The 22,533-nt window shown below is 72.7% G+C and carries 24 protein-coding genes; 8 read left to right on the forward strand and 16 right to left on the reverse strand.

Going from position 1 to position 22,533, the window contains the following annotated elements:
* Window positions 1-34: 34 nt before the first annotated feature.
* Complete coding sequence (locus C6376_RS41765; protein WP_107448388.1) at window positions 35-478, forward strand: RodZ family helix-turn-helix domain-containing protein; 444 nt, start codon at window positions 35-37, stop codon at window positions 476-478.
* A 21-nt stretch (window positions 479-499) separates the two neighbouring features.
* Here C6376_RS41765 and C6376_RS41770 read toward each other — a convergent pair whose 3' ends face one another.
* Both C6376_RS41770 and C6376_RS41775 read right to left on the reverse strand, forming a co-directional pair.
* A complete protein-coding gene (locus C6376_RS41770; RefSeq protein ID WP_107448389.1) occupies window positions 500-1,102 on the reverse strand; it encodes a ClpP family protease in 603 nt (200 codons plus the stop codon).
* A gap of 1 nt (window position 1,103) precedes the next feature.
* Window positions 1,104-1,742, reverse strand: a complete 639-nt coding sequence (locus tag C6376_RS41775; protein WP_107448390.1) for an ATP-dependent Clp protease proteolytic subunit — start codon at window positions 1,740-1,742, stop codon at window positions 1,104-1,106.
* Between the two features lie 236 nt (window positions 1,743-1,978).
* Here C6376_RS41775 and C6376_RS41780 point away from each other — a divergent pair, with 236 nt between their 5' ends.
* From C6376_RS41780 to C6376_RS41790, 3 genes are all read left to right on the forward strand, one after another.
* On the forward strand, window positions 1,979-2,461 hold the full coding sequence (locus tag C6376_RS41780) for a VOC family protein (protein ID WP_107448391.1): 483 nt from the start codon (window positions 1,979-1,981) through the stop codon (window positions 2,459-2,461).
* A gap of 814 nt (window positions 2,462-3,275) precedes the next feature.
* Window positions 3,276-4,073 (forward strand): VOC family protein, encoded by a 798-nt coding sequence (locus tag C6376_RS41785; protein WP_107448392.1) that lies wholly within the window; start codon window positions 3,276-3,278, stop codon window positions 4,071-4,073.
* Between the two features lie 72 nt (window positions 4,074-4,145).
* Entirely contained in the window at window positions 4,146-4,865 is a 720-nt protein-coding gene (locus C6376_RS41790; RefSeq protein ID WP_107448393.1) for a ribonuclease H, read from the forward strand.
* A gap of 24 nt (window positions 4,866-4,889) precedes the next feature.
* Here the strand turns inward: C6376_RS41790 and C6376_RS41795 are convergent, their stop codons facing one another.
* From C6376_RS41795 to C6376_RS41805, 3 genes are all read right to left on the reverse strand, one after another.
* Window positions 4,890-5,342, reverse strand: coding sequence for an SRPBCC family protein (locus tag C6376_RS41795; protein WP_107448394.1), 453 nt, complete (start codon window positions 5,340-5,342; stop codon window positions 4,890-4,892).
* 104 nt (window positions 5,343-5,446) lie between these two features.
* The gene (locus tag C6376_RS41800; protein WP_107448395.1) at window positions 5,447-6,271 is read right to left on the reverse strand and encodes a tyrosinase family protein; all 825 of its coding nucleotides are present in this window, start codon (window positions 6,269-6,271) and stop codon (window positions 5,447-5,449) included.
* A gap of 43 nt (window positions 6,272-6,314) precedes the next feature.
* A complete protein-coding gene (locus tag C6376_RS41805) occupies window positions 6,315-6,686 on the reverse strand; it encodes a tyrosinase cofactor (protein WP_107448396.1) in 372 nt (123 codons plus the stop codon).
* A gap of 351 nt (window positions 6,687-7,037) precedes the next feature.
* Between C6376_RS41805 and C6376_RS41810 the strand changes: the two genes are divergently transcribed.
* The 3 genes from C6376_RS41810 (at window position 7,038) to C6376_RS41820 (ending at window position 9,962) form a co-directional block, all read left to right on the forward strand.
* A complete protein-coding gene (locus C6376_RS41810; RefSeq protein WP_107448397.1) occupies window positions 7,038-8,258 on the forward strand; it encodes an FAD-dependent monooxygenase in 1,221 nt (406 codons plus the stop codon).
* A gap of 127 nt (window positions 8,259-8,385) precedes the next feature.
* Entirely contained in the window at window positions 8,386-9,369 is a 984-nt protein-coding gene (locus tag C6376_RS41815; RefSeq protein WP_107448398.1) for an aldo/keto reductase, read from the forward strand.
* A gap of 167 nt (window positions 9,370-9,536) precedes the next feature.
* Entirely contained in the window at window positions 9,537-9,962 is a 426-nt protein-coding gene (locus tag C6376_RS41820) for a DUF6328 family protein (protein WP_107449483.1), read from the forward strand.
* On the opposite strand, the gene C6376_RS41825 is transcribed toward C6376_RS41820, so the two are convergent.
* The 9 genes from C6376_RS41825 to C6376_RS41865 form a co-directional block, all read right to left on the reverse strand.
* Entirely contained in the window at window positions 9,947-11,032 is a 1,086-nt protein-coding gene (locus C6376_RS41825) for a hypothetical protein (RefSeq protein WP_254076292.1), read from the reverse strand. The two genes, C6376_RS41820 and C6376_RS41825, sit on opposite strands and share 16 nt — an antisense overlap.
* 124 nt (window positions 11,033-11,156) lie before the next feature.
* Window positions 11,157-12,128: an LLM class F420-dependent oxidoreductase gene (locus tag C6376_RS41830; RefSeq protein ID WP_107448399.1), complete on the reverse strand. Its 972-nt coding sequence runs from the start codon at window positions 12,126-12,128 to the stop codon at window positions 11,157-11,159.
* Between the two features lie 121 nt (window positions 12,129-12,249).
* The gene (locus C6376_RS41835; protein WP_107448400.1) at window positions 12,250-13,893 is read right to left on the reverse strand and encodes a serine/threonine-protein kinase; all 1,644 of its coding nucleotides are present in this window, start codon (window positions 13,891-13,893) and stop codon (window positions 12,250-12,252) included.
* A 317-nt stretch (window positions 13,894-14,210) separates the two neighbouring features.
* Window positions 14,211-15,170 (reverse strand): threonine/serine dehydratase, encoded by a 960-nt coding sequence (locus C6376_RS41840; RefSeq protein ID WP_107449485.1) that lies wholly within the window; start codon window positions 15,168-15,170, stop codon window positions 14,211-14,213.
* Window positions 15,171-15,175: 5 nt separating this feature from the next.
* Entirely contained in the window at window positions 15,176-15,412 is a 237-nt protein-coding gene (locus C6376_RS41845; RefSeq protein ID WP_159083461.1) for a hypothetical protein, read from the reverse strand.
* A gap of 104 nt (window positions 15,413-15,516) precedes the next feature.
* Window positions 15,517-15,870 (reverse strand): UBP-type zinc finger domain-containing protein, encoded by a 354-nt coding sequence (locus C6376_RS41850; protein ID WP_107448402.1) that lies wholly within the window; start codon window positions 15,868-15,870, stop codon window positions 15,517-15,519.
* Window positions 15,867-17,333: an ATP-binding protein gene (locus C6376_RS41855; protein WP_107448403.1), complete on the reverse strand. Its 1,467-nt coding sequence runs from the start codon at window positions 17,331-17,333 to the stop codon at window positions 15,867-15,869. The genes C6376_RS41850 and C6376_RS41855 overlap by 4 nt, the downstream gene beginning before the upstream one ends.
* Window positions 17,330-19,006: an FAD-dependent oxidoreductase gene (locus tag C6376_RS41860; protein WP_107448404.1), complete on the reverse strand. Its 1,677-nt coding sequence runs from the start codon at window positions 19,004-19,006 to the stop codon at window positions 17,330-17,332. Before C6376_RS41860 ends, C6376_RS41855 begins: the two co-directional genes overlap by 4 nt.
* Window positions 19,007-19,150: 144 nt before the next feature.
* The gene (locus C6376_RS41865) at window positions 19,151-19,507 is read right to left on the reverse strand and encodes a VOC family protein (protein ID WP_107448405.1); all 357 of its coding nucleotides are present in this window, start codon (window positions 19,505-19,507) and stop codon (window positions 19,151-19,153) included.
* A gap of 62 nt (window positions 19,508-19,569) precedes the next feature.
* Here C6376_RS41865 and C6376_RS41870 point away from each other — a divergent pair, with 62 nt between their 5' ends.
* Window positions 19,570-20,442 carry a universal stress protein gene (locus C6376_RS41870; protein ID WP_107448406.1) on the forward strand — a complete coding sequence of 291 codons (873 nt, stop codon included), beginning with the start codon at window positions 19,570-19,572 and terminating at the stop codon, window positions 20,440-20,442.
* Between the two features lie 19 nt (window positions 20,443-20,461).
* On the opposite strand, the gene C6376_RS41875 is transcribed toward C6376_RS41870, so the two are convergent.
* Together C6376_RS41875 and C6376_RS41880 are read right to left on the reverse strand one after the other, a co-directional pair.
* Window positions 20,462-21,697, reverse strand: a complete 1,236-nt coding sequence (locus C6376_RS41875) for a DUF4032 domain-containing protein (protein WP_107448407.1) — start codon at window positions 21,695-21,697, stop codon at window positions 20,462-20,464.
* 9 nt (window positions 21,698-21,706) lie between these two features.
* The gene (locus C6376_RS41880; protein WP_107448408.1) at window positions 21,707-22,456 is read right to left on the reverse strand and encodes an MBL fold metallo-hydrolase; all 750 of its coding nucleotides are present in this window, start codon (window positions 22,454-22,456) and stop codon (window positions 21,707-21,709) included.
* Window positions 22,457-22,533 lie beyond the last annotated feature (77 nt).

Here is a 22,533-nt window from a genome sequence, read left to right on the forward strand (position 1 = left end):
TTCCCGCGGCGGCCCGCTCTCCTAGGCTGGGAAGGTGAGCAACCAGACGCCGAACCGAGCCCGCGTGATCCCGCTGCGCCCGTCCGCCGAGCGCCCGGGTACCGCCCCTGCCGTCCCCGTCCCCGTCCCGGTGCCCGCCGCGCCGCCCGGGACCGTCTCCCGACCGACGCCGCGGGAACCCCTGTTGCGCGACCTCGTCGGAGACGTGCTGCGCCGTGAACGCCGGGCGCAGGAGCGCACGCTCAAGGACGTCGCCGACGAGGCGCGCATCTCCATGCCGTATCTCTCGGAGGTGGAGCGGGGCCGCAAGGAGGCCTCCTCGGAGGTGCTCGCGGCCGCCGCCCAGGCACTCGGTCTGAGCCTCGCGGACCTGCTGTCGCGGGCCCAGGGAGAGCTGGTCCGGCACGCCGGCCGGCGCCCCGTGCGGAGCCGGGCGACGACCGCCTCCGGGTACGACGGGCTCTGCCTGGCCGCCTGACGAGCCGCGCGGACCGGCGTCTCACACCGTCAGGGGACGCCGGCTCAGCACCTCGTCGGCCAGGCCGTACGCGACCGCCTCCTGCGCGGTGAACACCTTGTCGCGGTCCATGTCCGCGCGCAGGGCGGTGATGTCGTGGCCGGTGTGCCGGGCCAGCACCTCCTCCACCTGGGCGCGGATGCGGACCATCTCCTTTGCCTGCAGGGCGAGATCGGAGACCGTGCCCTGCCGGCCGCCGCTGGCCGGCTGCCCGAGCAGCACGCGCGCGTGCTCCAGGACGAGCCGCCGGCCGGGATCGCCGCCCGCCAGCAGCACGGCCGCCGTCGACGCGGCCTGCCCGACGCAGAGCGTGGAGATGGGCGCCCGGACGAACGTCATCGTGTCGTAGATCGCCATGAGCGAGGTGAACGAGCCGCCGGGGGAGTTGAGGTAGATCGAGATCTCGCTCTCCGGGGACGCCGCCTCCAGATGCAGGAGCTGTGCGATCACGACGTTGGCGACGCCGTCGTCGATCTCGGTGCCGAGGAAGATGATCCGCTCGGACAGCAGCCGGCTGAACACGTCGTAGGACCGCTCGCCCTGCGGGGTCCGCTCGATGACGTTCGGAATCGTGTAGGTCCCCATGTCACAGCCCCATCCGTCGCTTCTGCGCGGCCGGGCGGACGTCCGCGAGGGACTCCACGACCCGGTCCACCATCCCGTACTCCCTGGCCTCCTCGGCCGTGAACCAGCGGTCGCGGTCGCCGTCCCGCGAGATGGTCTGCGGGGACTGGCCGGTGTGCTCGGCGGTGATCCGCTCGATGGTCCGCTTGGTGTGCTCCAGGTTCTCCGCCTGGATCTCGATGTCCGCCGTGGTGCCGCCGATCCCGGCCGACGGCTGGTGCATCATGACGCGCGCGTTCGGCAGCGCGTACCGCTTGCCGGCGGCGCCCACGCTGAGCAGGAACTGGCCCATGCTGGCCGCGAATCCCATCGCGAGGGTCGACACGTCGTTGGGGATCAGCCGCATCGTGTCGTAGATGGCGAGCCCGGCGTGCACCGATCCGCCGGGGCTGTTGATGTACAGGGCGATGTCGGTGCGAGGATCCTCCGCCGACAGGATGAGCAGTTGCGCGCAGACCCGGTTCGCGGACACCTCGTCGACCTGGGTGCCCAGCAGCACGATGCGCTGGCCGAGCAGTTGGGCGGCGAGCTGGTCGTCGAAGCGGGAGGGCGCGGTGTCGCCCTCCGCGGCGCGGGGAGCGAGCGTGGTGAGTGGAGTCATCGGGTCTCCTCGTCGTGGTGTGATGCCGTCGACCCCACTCTTGACCGGGGCGGACGCCCGCACGCCGGTTCTCTGCCCGTGGCAGATCCGCCGAGGGCAGAGCGGAGACACCGGCAGAGCGGGAGACGCGGGCCGGGCGGGAGACACGCGCCGGGCGGGAGACACGCGCCGAGCGATGAGTTTCCGCTCGGGCGGGAGTCGATACTGGCGACCGCGTTCCCACCCAGGAGGTGCTCATGACCACCGACGGATTCACCACGTGTCTCTGGTTCGATGGCCGGGCCGAGGAAGCCGCCCATTTCTACGTCTCGGTCTTCAAGAACTCCAGTATCGGCGCCGTCGGACGCTACAACGAGGCCGGCCCCGGCCCGGCCGGATCGGTGCTCGCGGTGGAGTTCACCGCCAACGGGCAGAAGTTCGTCGGCATCAACGGGGGCCCGCAGTTCACCTTCAGCGAGGCGATCTCCTTCCAGATCTACTGCGCGGACCAGGCCGAGGTCGACCACTACTGGACCAAGCTCACCGAGAACGGCGGCGAGCCCGGCCCCTGCGGCTGGCTGAAGGACAGGTACGGCGTGTCCTGGCAGGTCATCCCCGACGGACTGATCGAGATGATCAGCGACCCCGACCCCGAGAAGGCCACCCGCACCACCAAGGCGATGTACGCGATGGGCAAGCTCGACGTCGCCGCTCTGAAGAAGGCCTACGACGGCGCGTAGCCACCTCTCGCGGGGCGCCCGCGGACCGGGTCCGGCCGGGATCTCCCTGATCGCATGCGGGGACTTCGCGACCGGCGGCACAGTGGTCGCCCGGTAGTACGGCAGCCGGATCAGGGAGATCGACAGCGCCCGGCCCCGGTCGCGCGCCCGATCGGTGTGGTCCGCGCCGACGCCTGGCGGAAGACGCCGCGCGCGGGCGCGGCGGCAGGTTCCGGGCGACGGCGACGATCAGGTCGACGGCCGGGGCGCCCGCCCCCACACGGCCGAGGTCGATCACCGCGGTGAGCCGCCCGTCCTCGACCAGGACGTTGCCGGGCGGGAGGCCCCGTGGGCCCGGACGGGCGCCTGCGTGCGGTGCGGAGCACGCGGCGTCTCGTCCCACACGGTGCGGGCCGCGGCGGTGTCGATCTCTCCGGCCAGCCGGGTGAGGGCCCCCGGGTGGGCGCGCCCCACTCGGCCGGCCGAACGCCCCGGAGGCGCGGCGGTGCGTCCTGCGACGGGAGGCCTCGCAGGGCGGCGACGCACACGCCCGGCCCCGCCGCCGGAGACCGCCCGCTCGACCGCGCCGGCCACCGGATCGCGGCCGACCGGTGGTGGTGGAGCGACCGGGGGTACGTGCACCCCTGACCCGGGCCGCCCCGGGCCGGCGGTTCGGCGCGGCCACCAGCGGCAGCGGCGCAAGCCGGGCCGGCCACCGCTGCTCGTGGGCCACGCTGTGCCGTGCAGGGGGAACCGGGTGTTCGGCGCGCGAGGCGAACGCGGGGTGGCTAGCGTGAGGAACCGGACAATCCATCTCACCGGGAGGGCCGCCGTCATGACCGTACGACCAGAGGGAACCCCGTGCTGGGCCGACGCGATGTTCCGCGACGTGGAGGCAGCCAAGCACTTCTACGCCGAGGTCCTCGGCTGGACCTTCGGGGACGCGTCGTCGGAGTACGGGAACTACACGCAGGCCTACGCCGACGGGAAGGCGGTCGCCGCGGTGGTCCCGCCGATGCCGGGCCAGGAGGGCCAGTCGCAGTGGTGTCTGTACCTGGCCTCCGAGGACGCCGCCGCGACCGCCGCCAGGATCCGTGAGAACGGCGGCGAGGTGCTGATGGAGCCCATGCAGGTGGGCGACTTCGGCACGATGTGCCTGGGACGCGAGCCGGGCGGCGCGGTGTTCGGCGTGTGGCAGGCCGGCGCCCACGAGGGCTTCGAGGCCCCGCCCGAGCAGCCCGGCGCGTACTGCTGGGCCGAGGTCTTCACCCGCGAACCGGAGCGGACGGACGTCTTCCTCCCGGCCGTGTTCCCGTACACGGCGAAGCAGATGCAGGACGACGCGGTCGACTTCCGGATGTTCGAGATCGGCGGCGACACGGTGCTGGGCCGCATGCGGATGACGGAGGAGTTCCCGCCCGAGGTGCCCTCGTACGTCAACGTCTACTTCACCGTCGACGACTGCGACGAGGCCGTGGCGCGGGCGACCAAGAACGGCGGCACCCTGCGCTTCGGCCCGATGGACACCCCGTTCGGACGGTTCGCGGCGATCAGCGACCCGCAGGGAGCGAACTTCTCGGTGATCGACGTGACGACCACGGCCGGTGAGATGCCGCGGACCACGGACGTCTGACCCGGTCCGGCCGAGCGGCGTGCCGGCCCGGTCCGGCCGGGCGGCGTGGCGGGGCCCCGGGCGGGTCATGGCATGATCGGGCGCATGCGTGAACGACTGGTGGCCGCGTGCGACGGGGCTTCGAAGGGGAACCCGGGACCGGCGGCCTGGGCATGGGTGGTCGCGGACGACGCGGAGGCGCCGGCCCGCTGGGAGGCCGGCCCGCTCGGCAGGGCCACCAACAACGTCGCCGAACTCACCGCGCTGGAACGCCTGTTGGCGGCGACCGACCCGGCCGTCCCGCTCGAGGTCCGGATGGACTCGCAGTACGCGATGAAGGCCGTCACCACATGGCTGCCCGGCTGGAAACGCAACGGCTGGAAGACGTCCGGCGGCAAGCCGGTGGCCAATCAGGAGCTGGTCGTCCGCATCGACGAGCTGCTCGCGGGCCGCTCCGTCGACTTCCGTTACGTGCCGGCTCACCAGGTGGACGGCGACCCGCTGAACGATTTCGCGGACCGCGCGGCCAGCCAGGCGGCGGTCGTCCAGCAGCCGGCCGGCAGCGCCCAGGGCTCGCCCGAGCCGCCGGCCTCGCCGGACACCCCGAAGGCGCGGCCCGCCTCCAAGCAGAGCCGCTCCGCCGGGGGCAAGTCGCCCCGGCGGAGCGGCGGTTCGTCGACCCGCACGATCAGCGCCAAGTTTCCCGGCCGCTGCCTGTGCGGCCGCCCCTACGCGGCCGGCGAGCAGATCGCCAAGAACGACCAGGGCTGGGGGCACCCGGAGTGCCGGACGGCGGCCGCCGACGCGGGCTGATCGGCGGCGCCGGGCCGGTGGCGGTCACACCACCGTGCCGCGCCAGCCCCCGGTCTCCAGGCCGCGCTCCTCGATGAACGTCTTGAAGCGCTCCAGGTCTCCCTTGGTCCGGCGCTTCACGAAGCCCAGCTTGTCGCCGACGTTCTCGGCGACGCCCTCCGGCTGGAACTCCATCTGGAGCATCACCTTGGTGTGGGCGTCGTCGAGCCGGTGGAAGGTCACCACCCCGGCCTGCCTGGCCTCGCCCGAGACCGTGGTCCAGGCGACCCGTTCGTCCGGGATCTGCTCGGTGATCTCCGCGTCGAACTCCCGGTGCACGCCGTCGACACTGGTCACCCAGTGCGTGAGCGTGTCGGTGCGCTGCTCGACGCGCTGCACGCCGCCCATGAACTCGGGGAAGCTCTCGAACTGCGTCCACTGGTTGTAGGCCGTGTGCACGGGCACGTCGACCTCGATGGATTCCTCGACCTGCGACACGGTCGTCTCCTCCTGTGTAGTCGGGGGTTCATCCTGTCGGTGCTGCCCCTGGCGGGTACCCGTCGGCGCGGCGGCAAACAGGCCGGTGCGATCAGCCGGAGCGGTCAGTCGGCGTCGAAGGTGTAGTGGGCGGTGTGGTCGAGAAGCTCCGCCGGGGTGGTGTCGTTCCAGGGCCGCATCGTCTCGTGCAGGTCGACGACGTTCGGCGTCCCGCCGCCCGGGACGTACCCGGAATCGGGGTGCCGGCGCTGCCACCGGGCCCACAGCTTGTCGATGTAGGCGTGGTGCAGCCAGAACACCGGGTCGTTGGGGGAGACCCCGGTCGACATCTGCCCGCCGACCCACACATGGACCCGGTTGTGCAGGTTCACGCCGCGCCAGCCCTCGAGGTGGTTGCGGAAGCCGTCGGAGGCGCTGTTCCAGGGAGCCATGTCGTACGTCGCCATCGCGAGCACCGACTCGACCTCGGCCCGGGTCGGCAGCTCGCGGACGCCCGTCCCCAGCGAGCGGCGCAGATAGGTGCGGCCGTCCACCCGGACGTTGATCGGCCATTTGCCCGCCGCAGCGGCGAACGGACCGTCCATCACCTGGCCGTCCCTGCTGCGCCCGGTGCCGCCGAGGAAGTCCGGCGACCACAGTGAGGAACGGGGCGAACGGTCGGCGGACCAGTCCCAGTACGGCAGCGCCACCGAGGCGTCCACCGACTGCAGCGCCCGCTCGAACTCCAGCAGGAATCTGCGGTGCCACGGCAGGAAGGAGGGCGAACGGTGGCCGGTGCGCTCGCCGTCGTCGGTGTCACCCAGGATGAACGCGTTGTGCGTGGTGACGAAGGCGTCGTAGCGGCCGGTGCGCTTGAGCTCGAGGACGGCGGCGACGAACCGCCGCTTCTCGTCGGCGGTCAGGGCGGCCTGGTTCTTGCGGACGGTCATGTGCGGTGCTCCAAGGGTGCGGAAGGGCGGGGCGGTCGGCGGGTCAGCCGGCCGGGAACGGGACGAGCCGGGCGCCCTGCAGCTCGTCGACCGCGGCCCGGGCCGCGGCCCGCGGTGTGGACACCGGGTCGTAGTGACTGACCACGCTGATCCAGGAGCCGTCGGCGTTGCGCATCACGTGCAGTTCGACACCGTCGACGTACACGGCGTAGCCACCGCCGTGGTGATGGCCGCCGCCGGTCCGGCTCCGGCCCTGTATCCGACGGCCCTTGTAGACCTCGTCGAAGGCCTCGGGGGAGTCGTGCGCCTCGTGCCCGCCGTCGGCGGCGTGGGCGGCACGGGCGGCGGGGACGGCGGCGAGCGCGGCGCCGGCGGCGACCGCGCCGAGGGCGCGACGACGGCTGAGTTGCTGCATGCGGGATCTCCAGGAGTGCGAGAGGTTGACGACCCCGCATGCCTATCGGCCGGGCCACCGGGCCGGGAAATCGCCCGCGAGTGGTTGGCTCCGATCCGGACATTCACTTACATGTCGTGCAATCTTGAACAAAGATGATCTTGGCCGTGGGTGCGGCCGCCGTGCGGCGGAACGGGCAATTCCTTTCCGTCTGGACCACCGCTTCCGGTGATCTTTCTCGGGTCGCCGCGTCGTCGGTGGCGTGGCTCACGTGCGGAAAGTGGCGTGATCGGGCAGGTGGGGCGTCCCCGGGGGTGCCGTCCCCGCTGCTACCCTGCGTCGTCAATCAAACACGTCTGGTAGCTCCAAGGGGTGCGCGTGAAGGTCGCCTGTGTCGGCGGCGGGCCCGCCGGCCTGTATCTCTCGATCCTGCTCAAGCGGCAGGACCCGTCCCACGACATCACCGTCCACGAGCGCAACCCGGAGGGCTCGACCTACGGCTGGGGCGTCACGTACTGGCAGGGTCTCCTCGACGAACTCCGTGCCCGCGACCCCGAGTCGGCGCGCGCGATCGAGGAGAGCTCCGTCCGCTGGAACGCGGGCGTCGCGCACGTACGGGACCTGATCACCCGTCAGCCAGGCGACGAGGGGCACGGCATCGGCCGCCACCGGTTGCTGGAGATCCTCGCGGACCGGGCCCACGCGCTCGGTGTACGGCTGGAGTTCGAGAGCGAGATCACCGCGGCGAACCTGCCGGACGCAGACCTCGTGGTGGCGGGCGACGGCGTCCACAGCGCGCTGCGCACCCACCACGCCGACGACTTCGGCGCCCAGCTCACCGAAGGCCGCAACTCCTACGTCTGGCTGGGCACGACCAAGGTCTTCGACTCCTTCACCTTCGCCTTCGTGGAGACCGCGCACGGCTGGATCTGGTGCTACGGCTACCCCTTCAGCGACGAGCGGAGCACCTGCGTGATCGAGTGCGCCCCCGAGACCCTGGCCGGGCTCGGCCTGGACCGGGCGAGGGAGGCCGACGGCCTCGCCGACCTGGAGAAGCTCTTCGCGCACATCCTCGACGGCCACCCCCTCGTCGGCCGCGCCACCGGCGCCGGCGGCAGCGCCCAGTGGCTGACCTTCCGCACCCTCGTCAACCGCAGCTGGCACCGCGGCAACCTCGTCCTCCTGGGCGACGCCGCGCACACCACCCACTACTCGATCGGCGCCGGCACCACCCTCGCCCTTCAGGACGCCATCGCCCTCGCCGAGGCGCTGGGCGAGAGCGCGGACCTTTCGCAGGCCCTCGGCCGCTACGAACGCGTACGCAAGTCCGCGCTGCTGTCCCAGCAGAGCGCGGCCCGCTACAGCGCCCAGTGGTACGAGAACCTCACCCGCTACATCCACTACCCCCCGGAGCAGATGTTCGCGCTGCTCGGACAGCGCCACTCGCCCCTGCTCCCCTATGTCCCGCCCCAGCTGTACTACCGCCTCGACAGGGCGGCCGGACGCCTCGAGGCGCTGCGCCGCCTCAAGCGCTGGCTGGGTCCGAAGCTGGCGCGCGGCACGCACGCCCGGACGCCGGCCTCCGGCGGGTAGCCTCCCGCGAGCTCCGTCACGCCGGAGCGATCCGTGGGTGACCCACCTCGACGGCGGCCCCGACGACGGAGGGCCGCGTTCCGCGGCGGGCTGCGACGGATGACACGACGGATGACACACTGACGGCATGGAAGAGCGCGAATTCGTCAGGTCCGGTCAGCACGCGTCCGTCGTCGGTCTCGGCACCTGGCAGCTGGGGGCCGACTGGGGCGACGTCGACGACAAGGAAGCCCTGACGGTCCTCGAAGCGGCGGCCGAGTCGGGAGTCACCTTCTTCGACACGGCCGACGTGTACGGCGACGGACGCAGCGAGCAGACCATCGCCGCCTTCCTGAGCGGCCGGCCCGACCTGCATGTGCTGGTCGCCACGAAGATGGGCCGCCGCGTCGACCAGATCCCCGAGAACTACGTCCTGGACAACTTCCGCGCCTGGAACGACCGCTCCCGCCGCAACCTCGGCGTCGACCGCGTCGACCTCGTGCAGCTGCACTGTCCGCCGACTCCCGTCTACTCCAGCGACGAGGTGTTCGACGCTCTCGACACCCTCGTCGAGGAGGAGCGCATCGCGCACTACGGGGTCAGCGTGGAGACCTGCGCCGAGGCGCTCACCGCGATCGCCCGGCCGGGCGTGGCGAGCGTCCAGATCATCCTCAACCCGTTCCGTCTCAAGCCCCTGACCGAGGTGCTCCCGGCGGCCCGGGAGGCCGGCGTCGGCATCATCGCCCGGGTCCCGCTCGCCTCCGGACTGCTCTCCGGGAAGTACACCGCGGACACCGTGTTCCCCGAGAACGACCACCGTGCCTACAACCGGCACGGTGAGGCCTTCGACCAGGGGGAGACCTTCTCCGGCGTCGACTACGCCACCGGCGTCGAGGCTGCCGTCGAGTTCGCGGCCCTCGCCCCCGAGGGATACACCCCGGCCCAGCTGGCGCTGCGCTGGATCGTCCAGCAGCCCGGCGTGACCACGGTGATCCCGGGCGCCCGCTCGCCCGAGCAGGCCCGCGCCAACGCGGCCGCCGCCCGGCTCCCGGAGCTCTCCGACGCCACCCTCGCGGCCGTGCGCGACCTCTACGACCGGCGGATCAAGGAGCAGGTCGAGGGCCGCTGGTAGACGGACCCGGCGCCGGGCGGCAAGAACCGGCGCTCCCGGGGTACTCGCGGTGAGGAGGCGGTCGAGGGACCACACGAACCGGGAGGACGACGAAGGTGACGGACACGGCGACGAGCTCCGAGGGGCGCACGGGGCGGAACGAGACCGAGGAGGAGAGAGCCGACCGGATGTGGGGGGAGCTCATCCAGGAGATCCGCGTGGCCCAGACGGGTGTGCAGATCCTCTTCGGCTTCCTGCTGACCGTCGTGTTCACGCCGCGCTACGCGGACCTGCGGGACATCGACCAGGTCATCTACATCGTGACCGTGGTCCTCGGCGCCTGTGCGACCGGCGCCCTCATCGGTCCGGTGTCCCTGCACCGCCTGGTCTCCGGGCGGCGGGTCAAGCCGCAGGCGGTGCAGGTGGCGTCCAGGCTGACCCTGGTCGGCCTGCTTCTGCTGCTCGCCACCATGACCTCCTCGCTGCTGCTGATCCTGCGGGTGGCCACCCACGACGCGTTCGTGCCGTGGCTGGTCGCGGCCGTGGTCGCGTGGTACGGGCTGTGCTGGTTCGTGCTGCCCCTGTGGACCCGCAGCCACTACACCACGGACTGAGCCGGACCACCCGCCTCGGGGGCGGCGCCGCGTGCGCCGCGCAGCGCGGTGATGCAGCTGCCGATCGCCTGCTGGAGCTCCTCCAGCTGCTGGACCATGTCGTCCTCGTAGAACTCCTGAGGGTCGACGTCGTCGAAGGTCAGCTCCTCGAAGACCCTGGTCGCCCGCTGGAGGCTGCTGTAGAACTTCGTGCGCCGCTCCTGGACACGCAGTCCGGGGTCGGCCTCGACGGTCTCCACGACCAGGTTCTTCATGGTGTCGTAGGCGTCGTTCGCCCACTCGCCGCTGTCCTCGCCGTCGTCCAGCTCGTCGAGCAGCGAGAGGTGCCGCTCGGCCTCCTGCCGCAGCTCGGCGGGCGCGTCGAGGGTCTGTCCGGCGGGCGTCCTGATCCGCCCGGACTCGGCGATCTGGCGCACATAACCGATGCGGTCGGCCGAGCGGCTCTCGGAGGCCACGGCCTTCTTCAGGTCGTCGGTGCGCACGACGTCACGGGCCAGCTCGTGCTGCAGCTCCGGGTCCTCCCTGACACGGTCCAGGAGGGCGGCACGGGCCGCGCGGGCGGTCGAGGGGTCGGCGAGGATCGCGGCCCGCAGGGCGGTGGGGTTCTCCGCGACCTCCAGCGCCTTCGTCGGCCGGATGCCCTCGGCCGCGGCGGCCTCCGCGATCGCGGTCCCACGCTCGGACGTGGCGCTGGAGCGCGAGACGTAGTACGTCAGCCAGACCTCGGCGTCCGGCAGCTCGACCTCCTGGCCGGGCGCCAGCTCCTCGAAGTGCGGGACGAGACCGTCGTCCGCGGCCCGGTCCCACGCCTTGTAGAACCGCAGAACGCGCTCGGGGGAACAGCCGGCCAGCCCGGCGAACTCCTTCGCCGACACCTTCGGCGTCTCGTCCGCGCTCTGCCCGCCCGGCCGGACACTGCGCGCCACCAGCAGGCCGAAGGCCCACCCGCCGGTCCGCGCGTAGACGCCGAACTCGCGGGCGTCGCGCGCCACGAGGTCGGACAGGGGCGCGGGGGACGTCTCGGGGGACGCCTCGACGGTTGTCTCGGGCAGGTCGATCGCCAGGGTCACGGGTGGCTCTCCTCCACAGGCTGCCGGCCGCGGGATCGGCACCGCGGATGTCCGGAACGGCAGCCTATACGCGCTCCCCGGCCCCGCCCGGACAGACCCGCGGCGGGGTCCGTCCGGCGGCCGGTCACCCGAAGGCGCCGCGCAGCGCGGGCAGCAGGGTCTTCTCGGACCAGTCCAGGTAGGCAGGCTGGGTGTCCCCGCCGATCTGCACCAGGGCGACCTCCGTGAACCCGGCCTCGACGTAGGGGCGTACGGCCTCGACGAAGTCCTCCGGGTCGTCGCCGCAGGGAATCGAGGCGGCGACGTCGTCGGGCGTCACGAACCGGGTGGCCGCCTCGAAGGAGTCCGGATGCGGCAGTTCGGAGTTCACCTTCCAGCCGCTGCCGAACCAGCGGAACTGGGCGTGGGCCCGCTGCACGGCCGTCTCCCGGTCGCCGTCGTACGACACGGGGAGCTGGCCGACGCGCGGCTTGCCCGCACCGCCGTGCCGGTCGAACGCCTCGAGCAGTCCCTGCTCGGGCTCGGTGGCGATCACCAGGTCGGCCAGCCGTCCCGCGAGCGCGCACGAGCGGTCGCCGGAGACGGCGAGCCCGATCGGCGGCGGCTCGTCGGGGAGGTCCCACAGCCGGGCCGAGTCCACGTCGAAGTGGGCGCCGTGCCGGGTGACGTGCCCGCCCTCGAAGAGCGCACGGATGATCTCCACGGCCTCCTCGAGCATCTCGTGCCGGACGTCCACCGGCGGCCACCCGCCGCCCACCACATGCTCGTTGAGGTTCTCGCCCGAGCCGAGCCCCAGCCGGAAGCGTCCTTCGGACAGCAACTGCATCGTCGCCGCCTTCTGCGCCACCACCGCAGGGTGGTAGCGGAAGGTCGGACACGTCACGTACGTCATCAGCGGAATGCGCGAGGTGGCCTGGGCGGCCGCCCCGAGCACGCTCCAGGCGTACGGCGCGTGTCCCTGCGAGCGCAGCCACGGGAAGGAGTGGTCCGACGTCACCGAGAAGTCGAAGCCCGCCTCCTCGGCCCGCACCACGTGGTCGACCAGGTCACGGGGGCCGGCCTGCTCGGTCATCATCGTGTATCCGATTCGCACCATGAGCCCCGGGTCCCCTGCCGCCGCGGGGGGAAACAGGCCCACGGCGACCGGGAAGGGCGCCGGCGCCCCTCCCCCGGGGCCCCGTTGTCGATGTCGCCGGGCGGGCGGCGGAGCCCGGCCGTCAGGCGGCGGAGCCCGGCCGGAAGGTCCTGAGGAACGTGTCGAGGGCCTGCCGGTCGGCGGCCGTGTTCCAGTCCGCGGCGGGCGTCGTCCAGCGGAGCGAGAAACTGCGGTGCCCGCCGAGCAGGAATCCGCGGCCGAAGGTGCGTTCCTGCCCGTCGGCGCCGTCGGCGAGCCACTCCATGTCCGCGCCCTTGAACCCCTGGTACGTCGTGGCCCTGATCTCGCCGATCCGCCGGAAACCCGCGGTGCGCCTCAGGTTGGGTTCGACGTCGTCGCGCCAGACGGCGACCGGGTCGGGTCCGGCTTTCCTGCTGTAGGTGACCGCGAGGGTGCGCGGGTCGCCCTTCGCGCCGAAGGTGACGCGATAGGCCCCGTCGGGGGAGCGGGCGGTGTCCAGCCGCTGCCACCCCTTGGGCAGGGCCACCGAGAAGCCCTCGTCGGCGCGGTAGACCCGGAAGCCGTCCGGGAGGGCGTCGGCGGGCGGCGGGGGCGAGGTGCGCGGGGGCGCGCTCGGGGAGGGAGCGTCCGGCGTGCTGGGAGCGGAGGTCGGTGTGGGGGTCGGGTCCGGCGTGGCGGAGACTCTGTCGCCGGCGTCCTCGCCCGGCCCCGTGGCGGAGGCGGACGGCCGGGCGTCGCCCGCCGCCGTGTCGTCGCCGTCGGGCAGGCCCTGGGCCACGGCGAGGGCGGCGAGCGCCACCGTGACGACGGCCAGCGCGGTCCCGGCCGCCATCGCCCGGCCGCTCCACTGCGGGCCGACGCGGCGCGCGGCGGCGCGGACGCGGCGCAACGGGGGAGCGGGCACGGCGGCGTGCGGGTCGTCCTCCAGCAGCCGGGTGAGGGACTGGCGCACCACGGTGCGGGTCAGCCGCTCCCGGGAGTCCTTGCGCAGCAGTCCCTGCACGATCGGGGTGAGGGGACCGGCGCGCAGCGGGGTGCGCAGGGGCAGCCTGTCCACGCCCTTCAAGGTGGCCTCGGGCCGGTCCCGGTCCCGGTACGGAGGCCGTCCCTCGACCATCGTGTAGAGGAGGGCGCCCAGCGCCCACAGGTCCGCGGCCGGGCCGATCCGTTCGTCGCGGGCCTGTTCGGGCGAGGCGTACGACGGGGCCGCCACGCGCGGCGCCAGGGTCGCGCCGGCCAGCCCGAACCCGGTGAGGACGAGGGGACCCTGGCTCCGCACGAAGATCTGGCCGGGGCTCAGCTCGCCGTGGGTGACGCCCTCACCGTGCGCGGCCTCGAGCACGTCGAGCAGTTGCAGCCCGATCGCCGCGGCCCTTCCCGGGCTGAACGCGCCCTTCTGTGCGAGGAGCTGGCCCAGCGGGAGGCCGTCGATCCATTCGGTGACGGTCCACAGGGACCCCTCCTCCTCCAGGGCGTCGACGACCGAGGCGATCCGGCCCGGGCACAGCCGGGCCATCGTCTCCGACATGCGCAGCACCCGGTCGGCGGCCTGCCGCGCCTTCTCCTCGCCCTGTTCAGGGGGCAGACCGATCCTGGTGACCAGGCAGGGGCGGGCGGCCCCGGTCTCCTCGACGTATTCGCCGTACCAGCTGACGCGGTTCGTCTCCCGGTGGACGACGTCGAGCAGCCGGTACCTCCCGGCGACCCACTCGTGCGTGGAGACGTGCGTCTTGACCATGGTCATCCCTCGTCGAAACCGCTGTCACTCACCTTTCCCAGTGGTACGACCGGCGCGAGGGGGTCCGTTCAACGGGACCGGCAAGTCGGCCCGATTCCTGTCCTTCATTCAAGAAAGGGCTTCGCCGCGGGTCGAGTAGGTGTGCGAGAAAAGGGAATTGGCGGACATCGGCCCGGGTCGCACCCGTCCCCTCCTGCGGGTGTAACCCGCGGTAAACAGGACGGGCGCGTCTCCTCGGGCGTCCGGAAATCGACCTTCCGGGGCGCGGTCCATTCTGTTCGGCGACCCCTCGGCCGGGTTTTCGCCTTCACCGGGGAATCGATTCAGCGCACCCCGAACCCGTCCGTCCAATCCCTCATGTCGGCAGTCGTCACGTTGCCCCCGCAGACCACCAGTCCCAGCCGTGCCCCGTCGCCCACCCGCTCGACGACCCGCCGGGCCGCGGGCAGCAGACAGCCGGCCGCCGGCTCGGTCCACACCTTCGCGTGCTCGGCGAACTCCACCGACCCCCGCACGGCCTCCCGGTCGGAGACCACCAGCACCTCGGTGACCAGCGCGTGGACATGGTCGTACGTCAACTGCGAGACGCTGGGCGCGCTCAGAGTGGTGACGATCGACGACAGTGCCACCGGCACCGGTCCGCCCGCCGTCAGCGCCTGCGACATCGCCTGCGCGCCCTCCGTCTCCACGCCCCAGATCCGCACCTGCGGGCGGCGCGCCCGCAGCGCCGCTGCGACGCCCGCGATCAGTCCGCCGCCCCCGATGCTGACCAGCACGTCGGTGAGCTCGTCGGCGTCCGCGGCGAGCTCCAGACCGACGGTGCCCTGTCCGGCGACGACCAGTGGATCGTCGAACGGGTGCACCAGTGTGAGTCCTTCGTCGCGCAACCGTTCCACCAGCGCGAACGCGGTGTCCATACCGTCGGTCAGCCGCACCGAGGCGCCGGCCGCCTCCGCGGTCTCCACGGAGCGCGCGGGCGCGGAGCGCGGCATCACCACCGTGGCCTTCACGTCCAGGGCGGCGGCCATCACCGCGAGCGCGACGCCGTGGTTCCCGCCGCTCACGGCGACCACCCCGGCGGCCCGCTCGGCCTCGCTCAGCGACAGCAGCTTCGCCGTCGCGCCCCGCGCCTTGAACGAGCCGGTGCGCTGGAGGAGTTCGAGTTTCGTCGTCACCGGGACGCCGAGCAGGGCCGACAGGCCGGGGCTCGGCACGGTCGGGGTGCGGACGACATGTCCGGCGATCCGTGCGGCGGCGGCTTCGATGTCGGAAATGCCGATCAAGGCGGTCACCCTTCCGGCGCGGACAGGAGACGGGACCGCGCCTTGGCTCTTCGTGTCCTCGCACCCTCACCCGGTGTCGCCGTGCGGGTCAACTCACCGCGTGTGCGCGAGGCCCGGTCCGGCGCGCCGGCCGCCGGTTCCAGCAGCCCCTCGCGGTGGGCGATCGCCACGGCCTCCGTGCGGCTCGCCGCACCGAACTCGGCGAGGACGGTGGAGACGAGCACGCCGGCCGTCTCGCCCATGATGAACGGCTCCTCGCCGATCTGGCGGTCGCCGCGGCCGGGCCCGAGCACGGAGGCCGCGGCCGGGCCCGAGCACGGAGGCCGGGAGCGAGGACCCGGCGGGGTCAGCGGTGCAGCGATCGCGCCCAGTCCTGCGGCACCCGCCCGGCGGGTCCCGGCGTCGGCTGGTCCACGGGGTGGCTGACCGGCGGGGCCAGTTCCGGCCCCGACTCGTAGAGCTCGTCGCTGGAGTAGTCCCAGAACCACTCCTCGCCGGGCTCGAAGCTGCGGACCAGGGGATGCCCGGTCGTCTTGTAGTGGGCGGTGGCGTGCTGGGCGGGGGAGGAGTCGCAGCAGCCCACGTGCCCGCAGCTCGCGCAGCGCCTCAGGTGGAACCACCAGCCGCCCGCGGCGTCGCAGTCGACGCAGCCGTCGCCGCTGGGCGGGACGCTCGGGTCGATGCCGTTCACGTCGGTCATACGGGCTCCTCGGGGGTCTCGGGGTCGTCGGCGGCGGGGGCGGTCAGCGGCAGCAGGACCTGGAAGCGGGTGTCGCCCGGAACGGACTCGACGTGCAGGCTGCCGTGGTGCTTGTTGACGACGATCCGCCACGAGATGTCCAGGCCCAGACCGGTGCCCTCGCCCACCGGCTTGGTGGTGAAGAACGGGTCGAAGATGCGGCCCCGGATGTCCGGCGGGATACCGGGGCCGGTGTCACGGAACTCCACCAGCAGCCGGTCGCCCTCCCGCGCGGTCCGCACCGTCAACGTGCCGTCGCCGCCGGCGCTGTCGACGGCGAACACGGCGTTGTCGACGAGGTTGGTCCACACCTGGTTGAGCTCGGCCGGGTAGGCGGGGATCTTCGGCAGCGTGCGGTCGTAGTCCTTGACGACCTGGATGCGCCGGCCGATCTTGCCGCCGAGCATCAGCAGGGTGCTGTCGAGGAGTTCGTGCACGTCGACGACCCGGTAGGGGGCGCGGTCGAGCTGCGAGTACTGCTTGGCGGCGTCGACGAGATGGGAGATGCGGTTGGTCGAGTCGTCTATCTCGTCCATCAACAGCTCGGTCTCGACGGTGTAGTTGAGCCATCCGATCGCACCCGGCAGGATGTCCTCGTCCACGGCGTCCGCGACCTGCTCCAGCCAGTCCACGTCGAGTCCGGCCTGTACGAAGGTCGGAGCGATCCGCCAGCCCTCCGTGATGTCGTGGTCGTCCAGCCAGTCGGTGAGCGCGTCCTCCCGGTCGGAGGCCTCCAGCGGGCTCAACATCGGTGCCTTGGCGACCAGTTCGGCGGTGCGCTCCTGTATCTCGATCAGCCGGGTCAGCGCCGCCGGCTCGTAGCCGCCGGAGGCGATCACGGCCAGCTTGTGCCGCATCTTCGCCACCCGTTCGCGCAGCGTGGCGGTGGCCCGCACGGCCGCCGCCGCCGGGTTGTTCAGCTCGTGCGTGAGACCGGCCGACAGCGAGCCCAGCGCCAGCAGCCGTTCGCGCTGGCCGACGGCCCGCTGGGTGTTCTTCGAACCGAAGAACAGTCCCTCCAGCAGGTGGGCCGCCATCGGGAACCACTCCTGCATGACCGCCGAGAACGACTCGGCGGGCAGCACGAAGAACCGGGTCGGCTCGGTCACCCGCATCGAGTTCTGGTAGACCTGCGGCACCCGGTCGCCCAGGTAGGCCTGCATGGCCCCGGCGTAGACCCCGCGCTGGGAGGTGCGGCTGACCTCGATGTCGTCCCCGCCGACCCGCCGGTACATCACGACCGAGCCCTCGAGCATCACGTAGAAGCAGGTCGCCGGATCACCCTCGGTGTACACCGGGCCGGGCTCGAACCTCTCCACCCGCCCCTCGCCGCACAGCCGTCCCAACTGGTCGGGGGAGAGCTTCTCGAACAGGAACAGCGAGCTGATCTCGGCCGGGCTGCACGGCATCAGCCGCCCGCTCACGACTGCTCCAGATACCGGTGGACGAGCATCACGGCCATGGCTCCCTCTCCGACGGCGGACGCGACGCGCTTCGCGGACTCGGCGCGCGCGTCGCCCGCCACGAACACGCCGGGGATGTTGGTCTCCAGGTGGTACGGCGGCCGGTCCAGCTCCCAGTTGGCCGGCGGCCGCCCGTCCGGTGTGAGGTCGGGCCCGGCGAGGATGAACCCGCGCTCGTCGCGCAGCACCGCGCCGTCCAGCCAGCCGGTCAGGGGGGCCGCGCCGATGAACACGAACAGCCACTGCGCGTCGACGAGTTCGCTCTGCCCGGTGGTCACGTCCCGCAGCGTCAGCTGCTCCAGGTGCCCGTCCCCGTGCGCGCTCTCGACGACCGTCCCGGCGCGCACCGAGATGTTGGGCGCCTCCTCGATCTGCTGGATCAGGTAGTGCGACATCGACGCCGCGAGGGACTCCCCGCGCACCAGCAGCGTCACGGACTTGGCGCCCCGCGACAGGTACATCGCCGCCTGCCCGGCCGAGTTGGCGCCGCCCACGATGTACACGTCGTGCCCCTGGCAGGCGGCCGCCTCCGTGAGCGCGGACCCGTAGAACACCCCGCAGCCGGTCAGGTCGTCGCAGCCCGGGGCCGCCAGCTGCCGGTAGGACACGCCCGTCGCGAGGATCACGCTGTGCGCGGCCACCGCCGAGCCGTCCGAGAAGCGCACCACCCGCGCTGACCCGTTGACCTCGAGCCCGGTCACCTCGCGCGCGGTGAGGATCTCCGCGCCGAACTTGGCGGCCTGGCGGCGTGCCCGCTCGGTGAGCTGGCCTCCGGACACCCCGTCGGGGAAGCCCAGGTAGTTCTCGATGCGGGAGCTCTGCCCGGCCTGCCCACCGGTCGCCGAGCGTTCCACGAGCACCGTCCGCAGCCCCTCGGAGGCCCCGTACACGGCCGCGCCGAGTCCGGCCGGGCCGCCGCCGATCACCACCAGGTCGTAGAACTCGGCCGTCGGCGTGGTCGCCAGCCCCACCTGCGCGGCCAGCTCCGGCGCGTCCGGCTCGACCAGGGGGGTGCCCTGCGCGGTGACCACCAGCGGGAGGCGCTGCCCGTTCTCGCCGGCCGCCGCCAGCAGCCGCTGCCCCTCGGGCTCGTCGGCGGAGTACCAGCGGTACGGCACCTGGTTGCGGGCCAGGAACTCGCGCACCTGCGAGGACCGCGCCGACCAGCGGTGTCCGACGACCTTCGTGGCGGGCACGGGCCGGTAGTCGCTGGCGCGCCAGGCGTCCAGCAGGTCGTCGAGCACCGGGTAGAGCTTCTCCTCCGGCGGGTCCCACGGCTTGAGCAGGTAGTGGTCGAGGTCGACGACGTTGATCGCGTCGATCGCCGCGCTCGTGTCCGCGTAGGCGGTCAGCAGCACGCGCCGGGCGCCCGGATAGACGTCCATGGCCTGTTCGAGGAACTCGATGCCGTTCATCTGCGGCATCCGGTAGTCGGCCAGGATCACCGCCACCAGGTCGCCGCGCAGCTTCAGCTCCCGCAGCGCCTCCAGCGCGGACTCCCCGGACTCGGCGCGCACGATCCGGTACCCGGCACCGTAACGGCGCCGCAGGTCACGGGCGACGGCACGGGATACCCCCGGGTCGTCGTCCACGGTCAGGATGACGGTCCGCGCCGAATCGGCGGCCTGTGCCATACGTCTCCCACCCCGAGAGGGTCGTCGGTCGTCGCGGCACGGCGAAGGCCGCGCCGGCTGTGCCCATCGTATGTTCGATCGCCCCGGTCCGCTCCGTGCCGTCGGCGGACCGTGCGCTGCGAGGTCAGTACCGGGCGCCCACGGTCAAGAAGGCCGCCGTTCGCCCAGGACGCAGAACTCGTTGCCCTCGGGGTCGGTCATCGTCACCCACGGCTGCTCGCCCTGCCCGACGTCCGCGTGGCGGGCGCCCAGGGACAGCAGCCGGGTCACCTCGGCCCGCTGGTCGTCGGGGCGGAAGTCCAGGTGGAGCCGGTTCTTGACCGTCTTGGTCTCCGGGACCCGGACGAAGAGCAGGCCCGGCGTCCGGTCCTGCTCCGGTCGGATCTCGTACTCCTCGGGGGAGTCGTCGACCACCACCCAGCCGAGGGCCGCGGCCCACCAGCGTCCCAGCGCCGACGGGTCGGCCGCGTCGACGATCACCTGCTCCCAGTCCAAAGCCATGCTCGCAGCGTAGTGAAGACTGGGGCCCGACGGATGTGATCACGACACAAGGAGGCGGCGGGATGACGGGCCCGATCACGGCAGGGGTCGACGGAACGGACGAGAGCCTCGCGGGGCTCGCCTGGGCGGCCCGCGAGGCCGTCCGGCGCGACCTGGAGCTGCGGGTGGTGCACGCCTGGCGGTTCCAGCCGAACGCGGCGCAGGACGTGGCCGACCGGGACGCGCAGGAACGCTGGGTGCGGGACGCGGCCGGGCGGAGCGTCGCGGAGATCACCGAGCGGCACCCCGGACTGACCGTCGCCACCGACGTCCGGGAGGGCGGCCCGGTCGAGACGCTGGTCGCCGCGGCGGCGGAGGCGGAGCTGCTGGTGCTCGGTTCCCGCGGGCACGGGCCGGTGGTCGGGTTCCTGCTGGGCTCGGTCGGCCAGCAGGTGATCGCCGAGGCCGCGCGCCCGGTGGTGCTGGTGCGGGCGGGCGACCGGGCCTCGGCCGAGGCCGGCGGTCAGGAGATCGTCGTCGGTCAGCAGGGCGACCCCGAGGACAGCGCCCCCGCGCTGCGATTCGCCTTCGAGACCGCCGCGGCCCGGGGTGCGGCCGTGCGGGCCGTGCGGGCCTGGACGCTGCCGCCCGTGTTCGCCTACAGCCCCGGCTCGCTCCGCCTCGCCGACGAGGCCGGCGGTCTCGAGCCGTACGAGAAGAAGGCGCTGGCCGCGGCCCTGGAACCGTGGCGGCAGCGGTTCCCGGACGTGCCCGTGGTGGAGCACGTGGAGATGGGCAGCGCCGGACAGGTGCTGCTCTCGGTGTCGGGCCGGGCGCAGCTGATGGTGGTCGGCAGACGCGCCCACCGCACGGCCGTGGGCGCCCGGATCGGCTCGGTGGCGCACGGCGTCCTGCACCACGCGGACTGCCCGGTCACCGTGGTGCCGCAGGGCTGACGCAGGACGCCGGGCGGACTCACTCCGGCAGGGTCGGCTCCAGGGTCTCGCGTGCCCTGGGCAGGATGTTCCTGATGTAGTCCGCGACCACCGTGTCGAGCCCGATGTCGTGCTGCGCGCGCTCCGAGAGGTACCAGCGGTGCTCCAGCAACTCGTGGTAGATCTCCGCCGGGTCCATGGAGCCGCGCAGTTCGAGGGGGACCTCGCGCACGGTGGGCCGGAACACGTCCCGCACCCAGCGGTGCGCCAACACCTCCGGGCGGGCCGCGAGGGGGTCGTTCGGGGCGTAGTCGTCCTGGGTGGCCATCCAGCTCTCGAGGTCGCTGAGCAGCCGCCGGGCCTGGTTCTCCTCGGTGTCCAGACCGGTCAGGCGCAACAGCTGGCGCTGGTGGTGGCCGGCGTCCACGACCTTCGGCACGAAGGCCACCGAGGCACCGTTGGAGGAGTGCTCGATCTGCATCTCGGCGACGTCGAAGCCGAGCTCGTTGAGCCGGCGGATGCGGCGCTCGATGTAGTGGTACTTGCCCGCCGGGTACACCGAGGTGCGGGTGAGCTCCTGCCACAGAGCCCCGTAGCGGCCGCAGATCTCGGTGCCGAACTCGATCGGGTCCACGGAGGGGTGCAGCGCCCCCGAGGCCTCCAGGTCGAGCAGCTCGCCGCTGATGTTGACCCGGGCCAGGTCGAGGTCGTAGTCGCGCTGGCCGGGGCTGAGCTGCGGGTGCAGGTCACCGGTCTCGGCGTCCACGAGGTAGGCGGCGTAGGCGCCCGCGTCCCGCCGGAACAGCGTGTTGGACAGCGAGCAGTCGCCCCACGCGAAACCGGCCAGGTGCAGCCGCACCAGCAGCACGGCGAGGGCGTCCATCAGCCGGTGCATGGTCGCCGGGCGCATCGTGGTCTCGAACATCGACCGGTACGGCAGCGAACCGCCCAGATGGCGGGTGACCAGCACCGGCTCCAGGGAGCCCCCGCCCGGGTCGGTGCGGCCGGTGACCACGGCCAGCGGGTCGACGGAGGGGATGCCGAGCCGGTCCAGGTCGCGGAGCAGCTCGTACTCGCGCAGCGCGGGCCGTTCGGCGAGCTCCTTGACGGCGATGACCTCGTCACCGGCCCGGGCGTAGCGCACGACGTGGCGGGAGATGCCGCGCGGCAGCGGGACGAGGACCTCGTCGGGCCACTCCTCCAGGGGCAGGTGCCAGGGCAGCTCCAGCAGGAGTGCCGGGTGCTCCGGATTGGTGGCGCTGATCTGCAAAGCCATGGCCTGACCTTAGACGGCGCGTTCGCGGGCCAGCTCGGCCGCCGCCCGCACGGACCCCTCGTGCAGCGGGCCGTGACCGGGCAGCAGCCGGTCGGCCGCGAGGCCGCCGATCACGTCCAGCGACGCCACCGCGCGGGCCCGCTCGTGGTGGAACATGTCCGGCAGGAGCTGCGGCCCCTTCACCCGTGAGGTCGCGTGGCCGCTGACCAGCGCGTCGCCGGAGACGACGATCCCCGCCTGCGGCAGGTGGTACACCGTGTGGCCGTCGGTGTGGCCCGGGGTGTGCACGGGGACCGGCCGGCCGGGCAGGTCGAGCGGGCCGTCGGTGACGGGGAACGCCTCGGGTGCGGTGACCGGGTGCTGTTCGGTGCCGCCGGAGCGCACCACGTGCACCAGCCACGGCACGACGCCGGGCCGCCAGGCGTTCGCCAGGACCGCCCCGACGCTCACCTGCTGGAGGAAATCCCTGCGCGCGTGCGGGACTTCGGCCTCGTGCAGATAGACCGGGACGCCGTACACCGAGCGCAGGTGCTCGGCGGAGCCCAGGTGGTCGTTGTGGGCGTGGGTGATCAGCACGGCCGTGAGCGCCTCGGGTGAACCGCCCACCGCCGCCAGGGAGTCGAGGACCTGCTCACGGTCGCCCGGGTATCCGGTGTCGATCAGGGTGAAGGCGTCCCCCTCGGAGAGGATCACCCAGTTGGTGTGCGAGCCGTGCACCAGGTAGGTGCCGTCCGCCACTTGCCGTACGTCCGCCCGCATGGTCGTCCCCGTGTCCGCAAAGGTTCGTTCTCGACGGGGGACAGCAAAGCAGATCACCGGACGGATGCGGACGGCAG

Origin of the sequence: Streptomyces sp. P3 (genome assembly GCF_003032475.1) — a bacterium.
Lineage (GTDB): Bacteria > Actinomycetota > Actinomycetes > Streptomycetales > Streptomycetaceae > Streptomyces.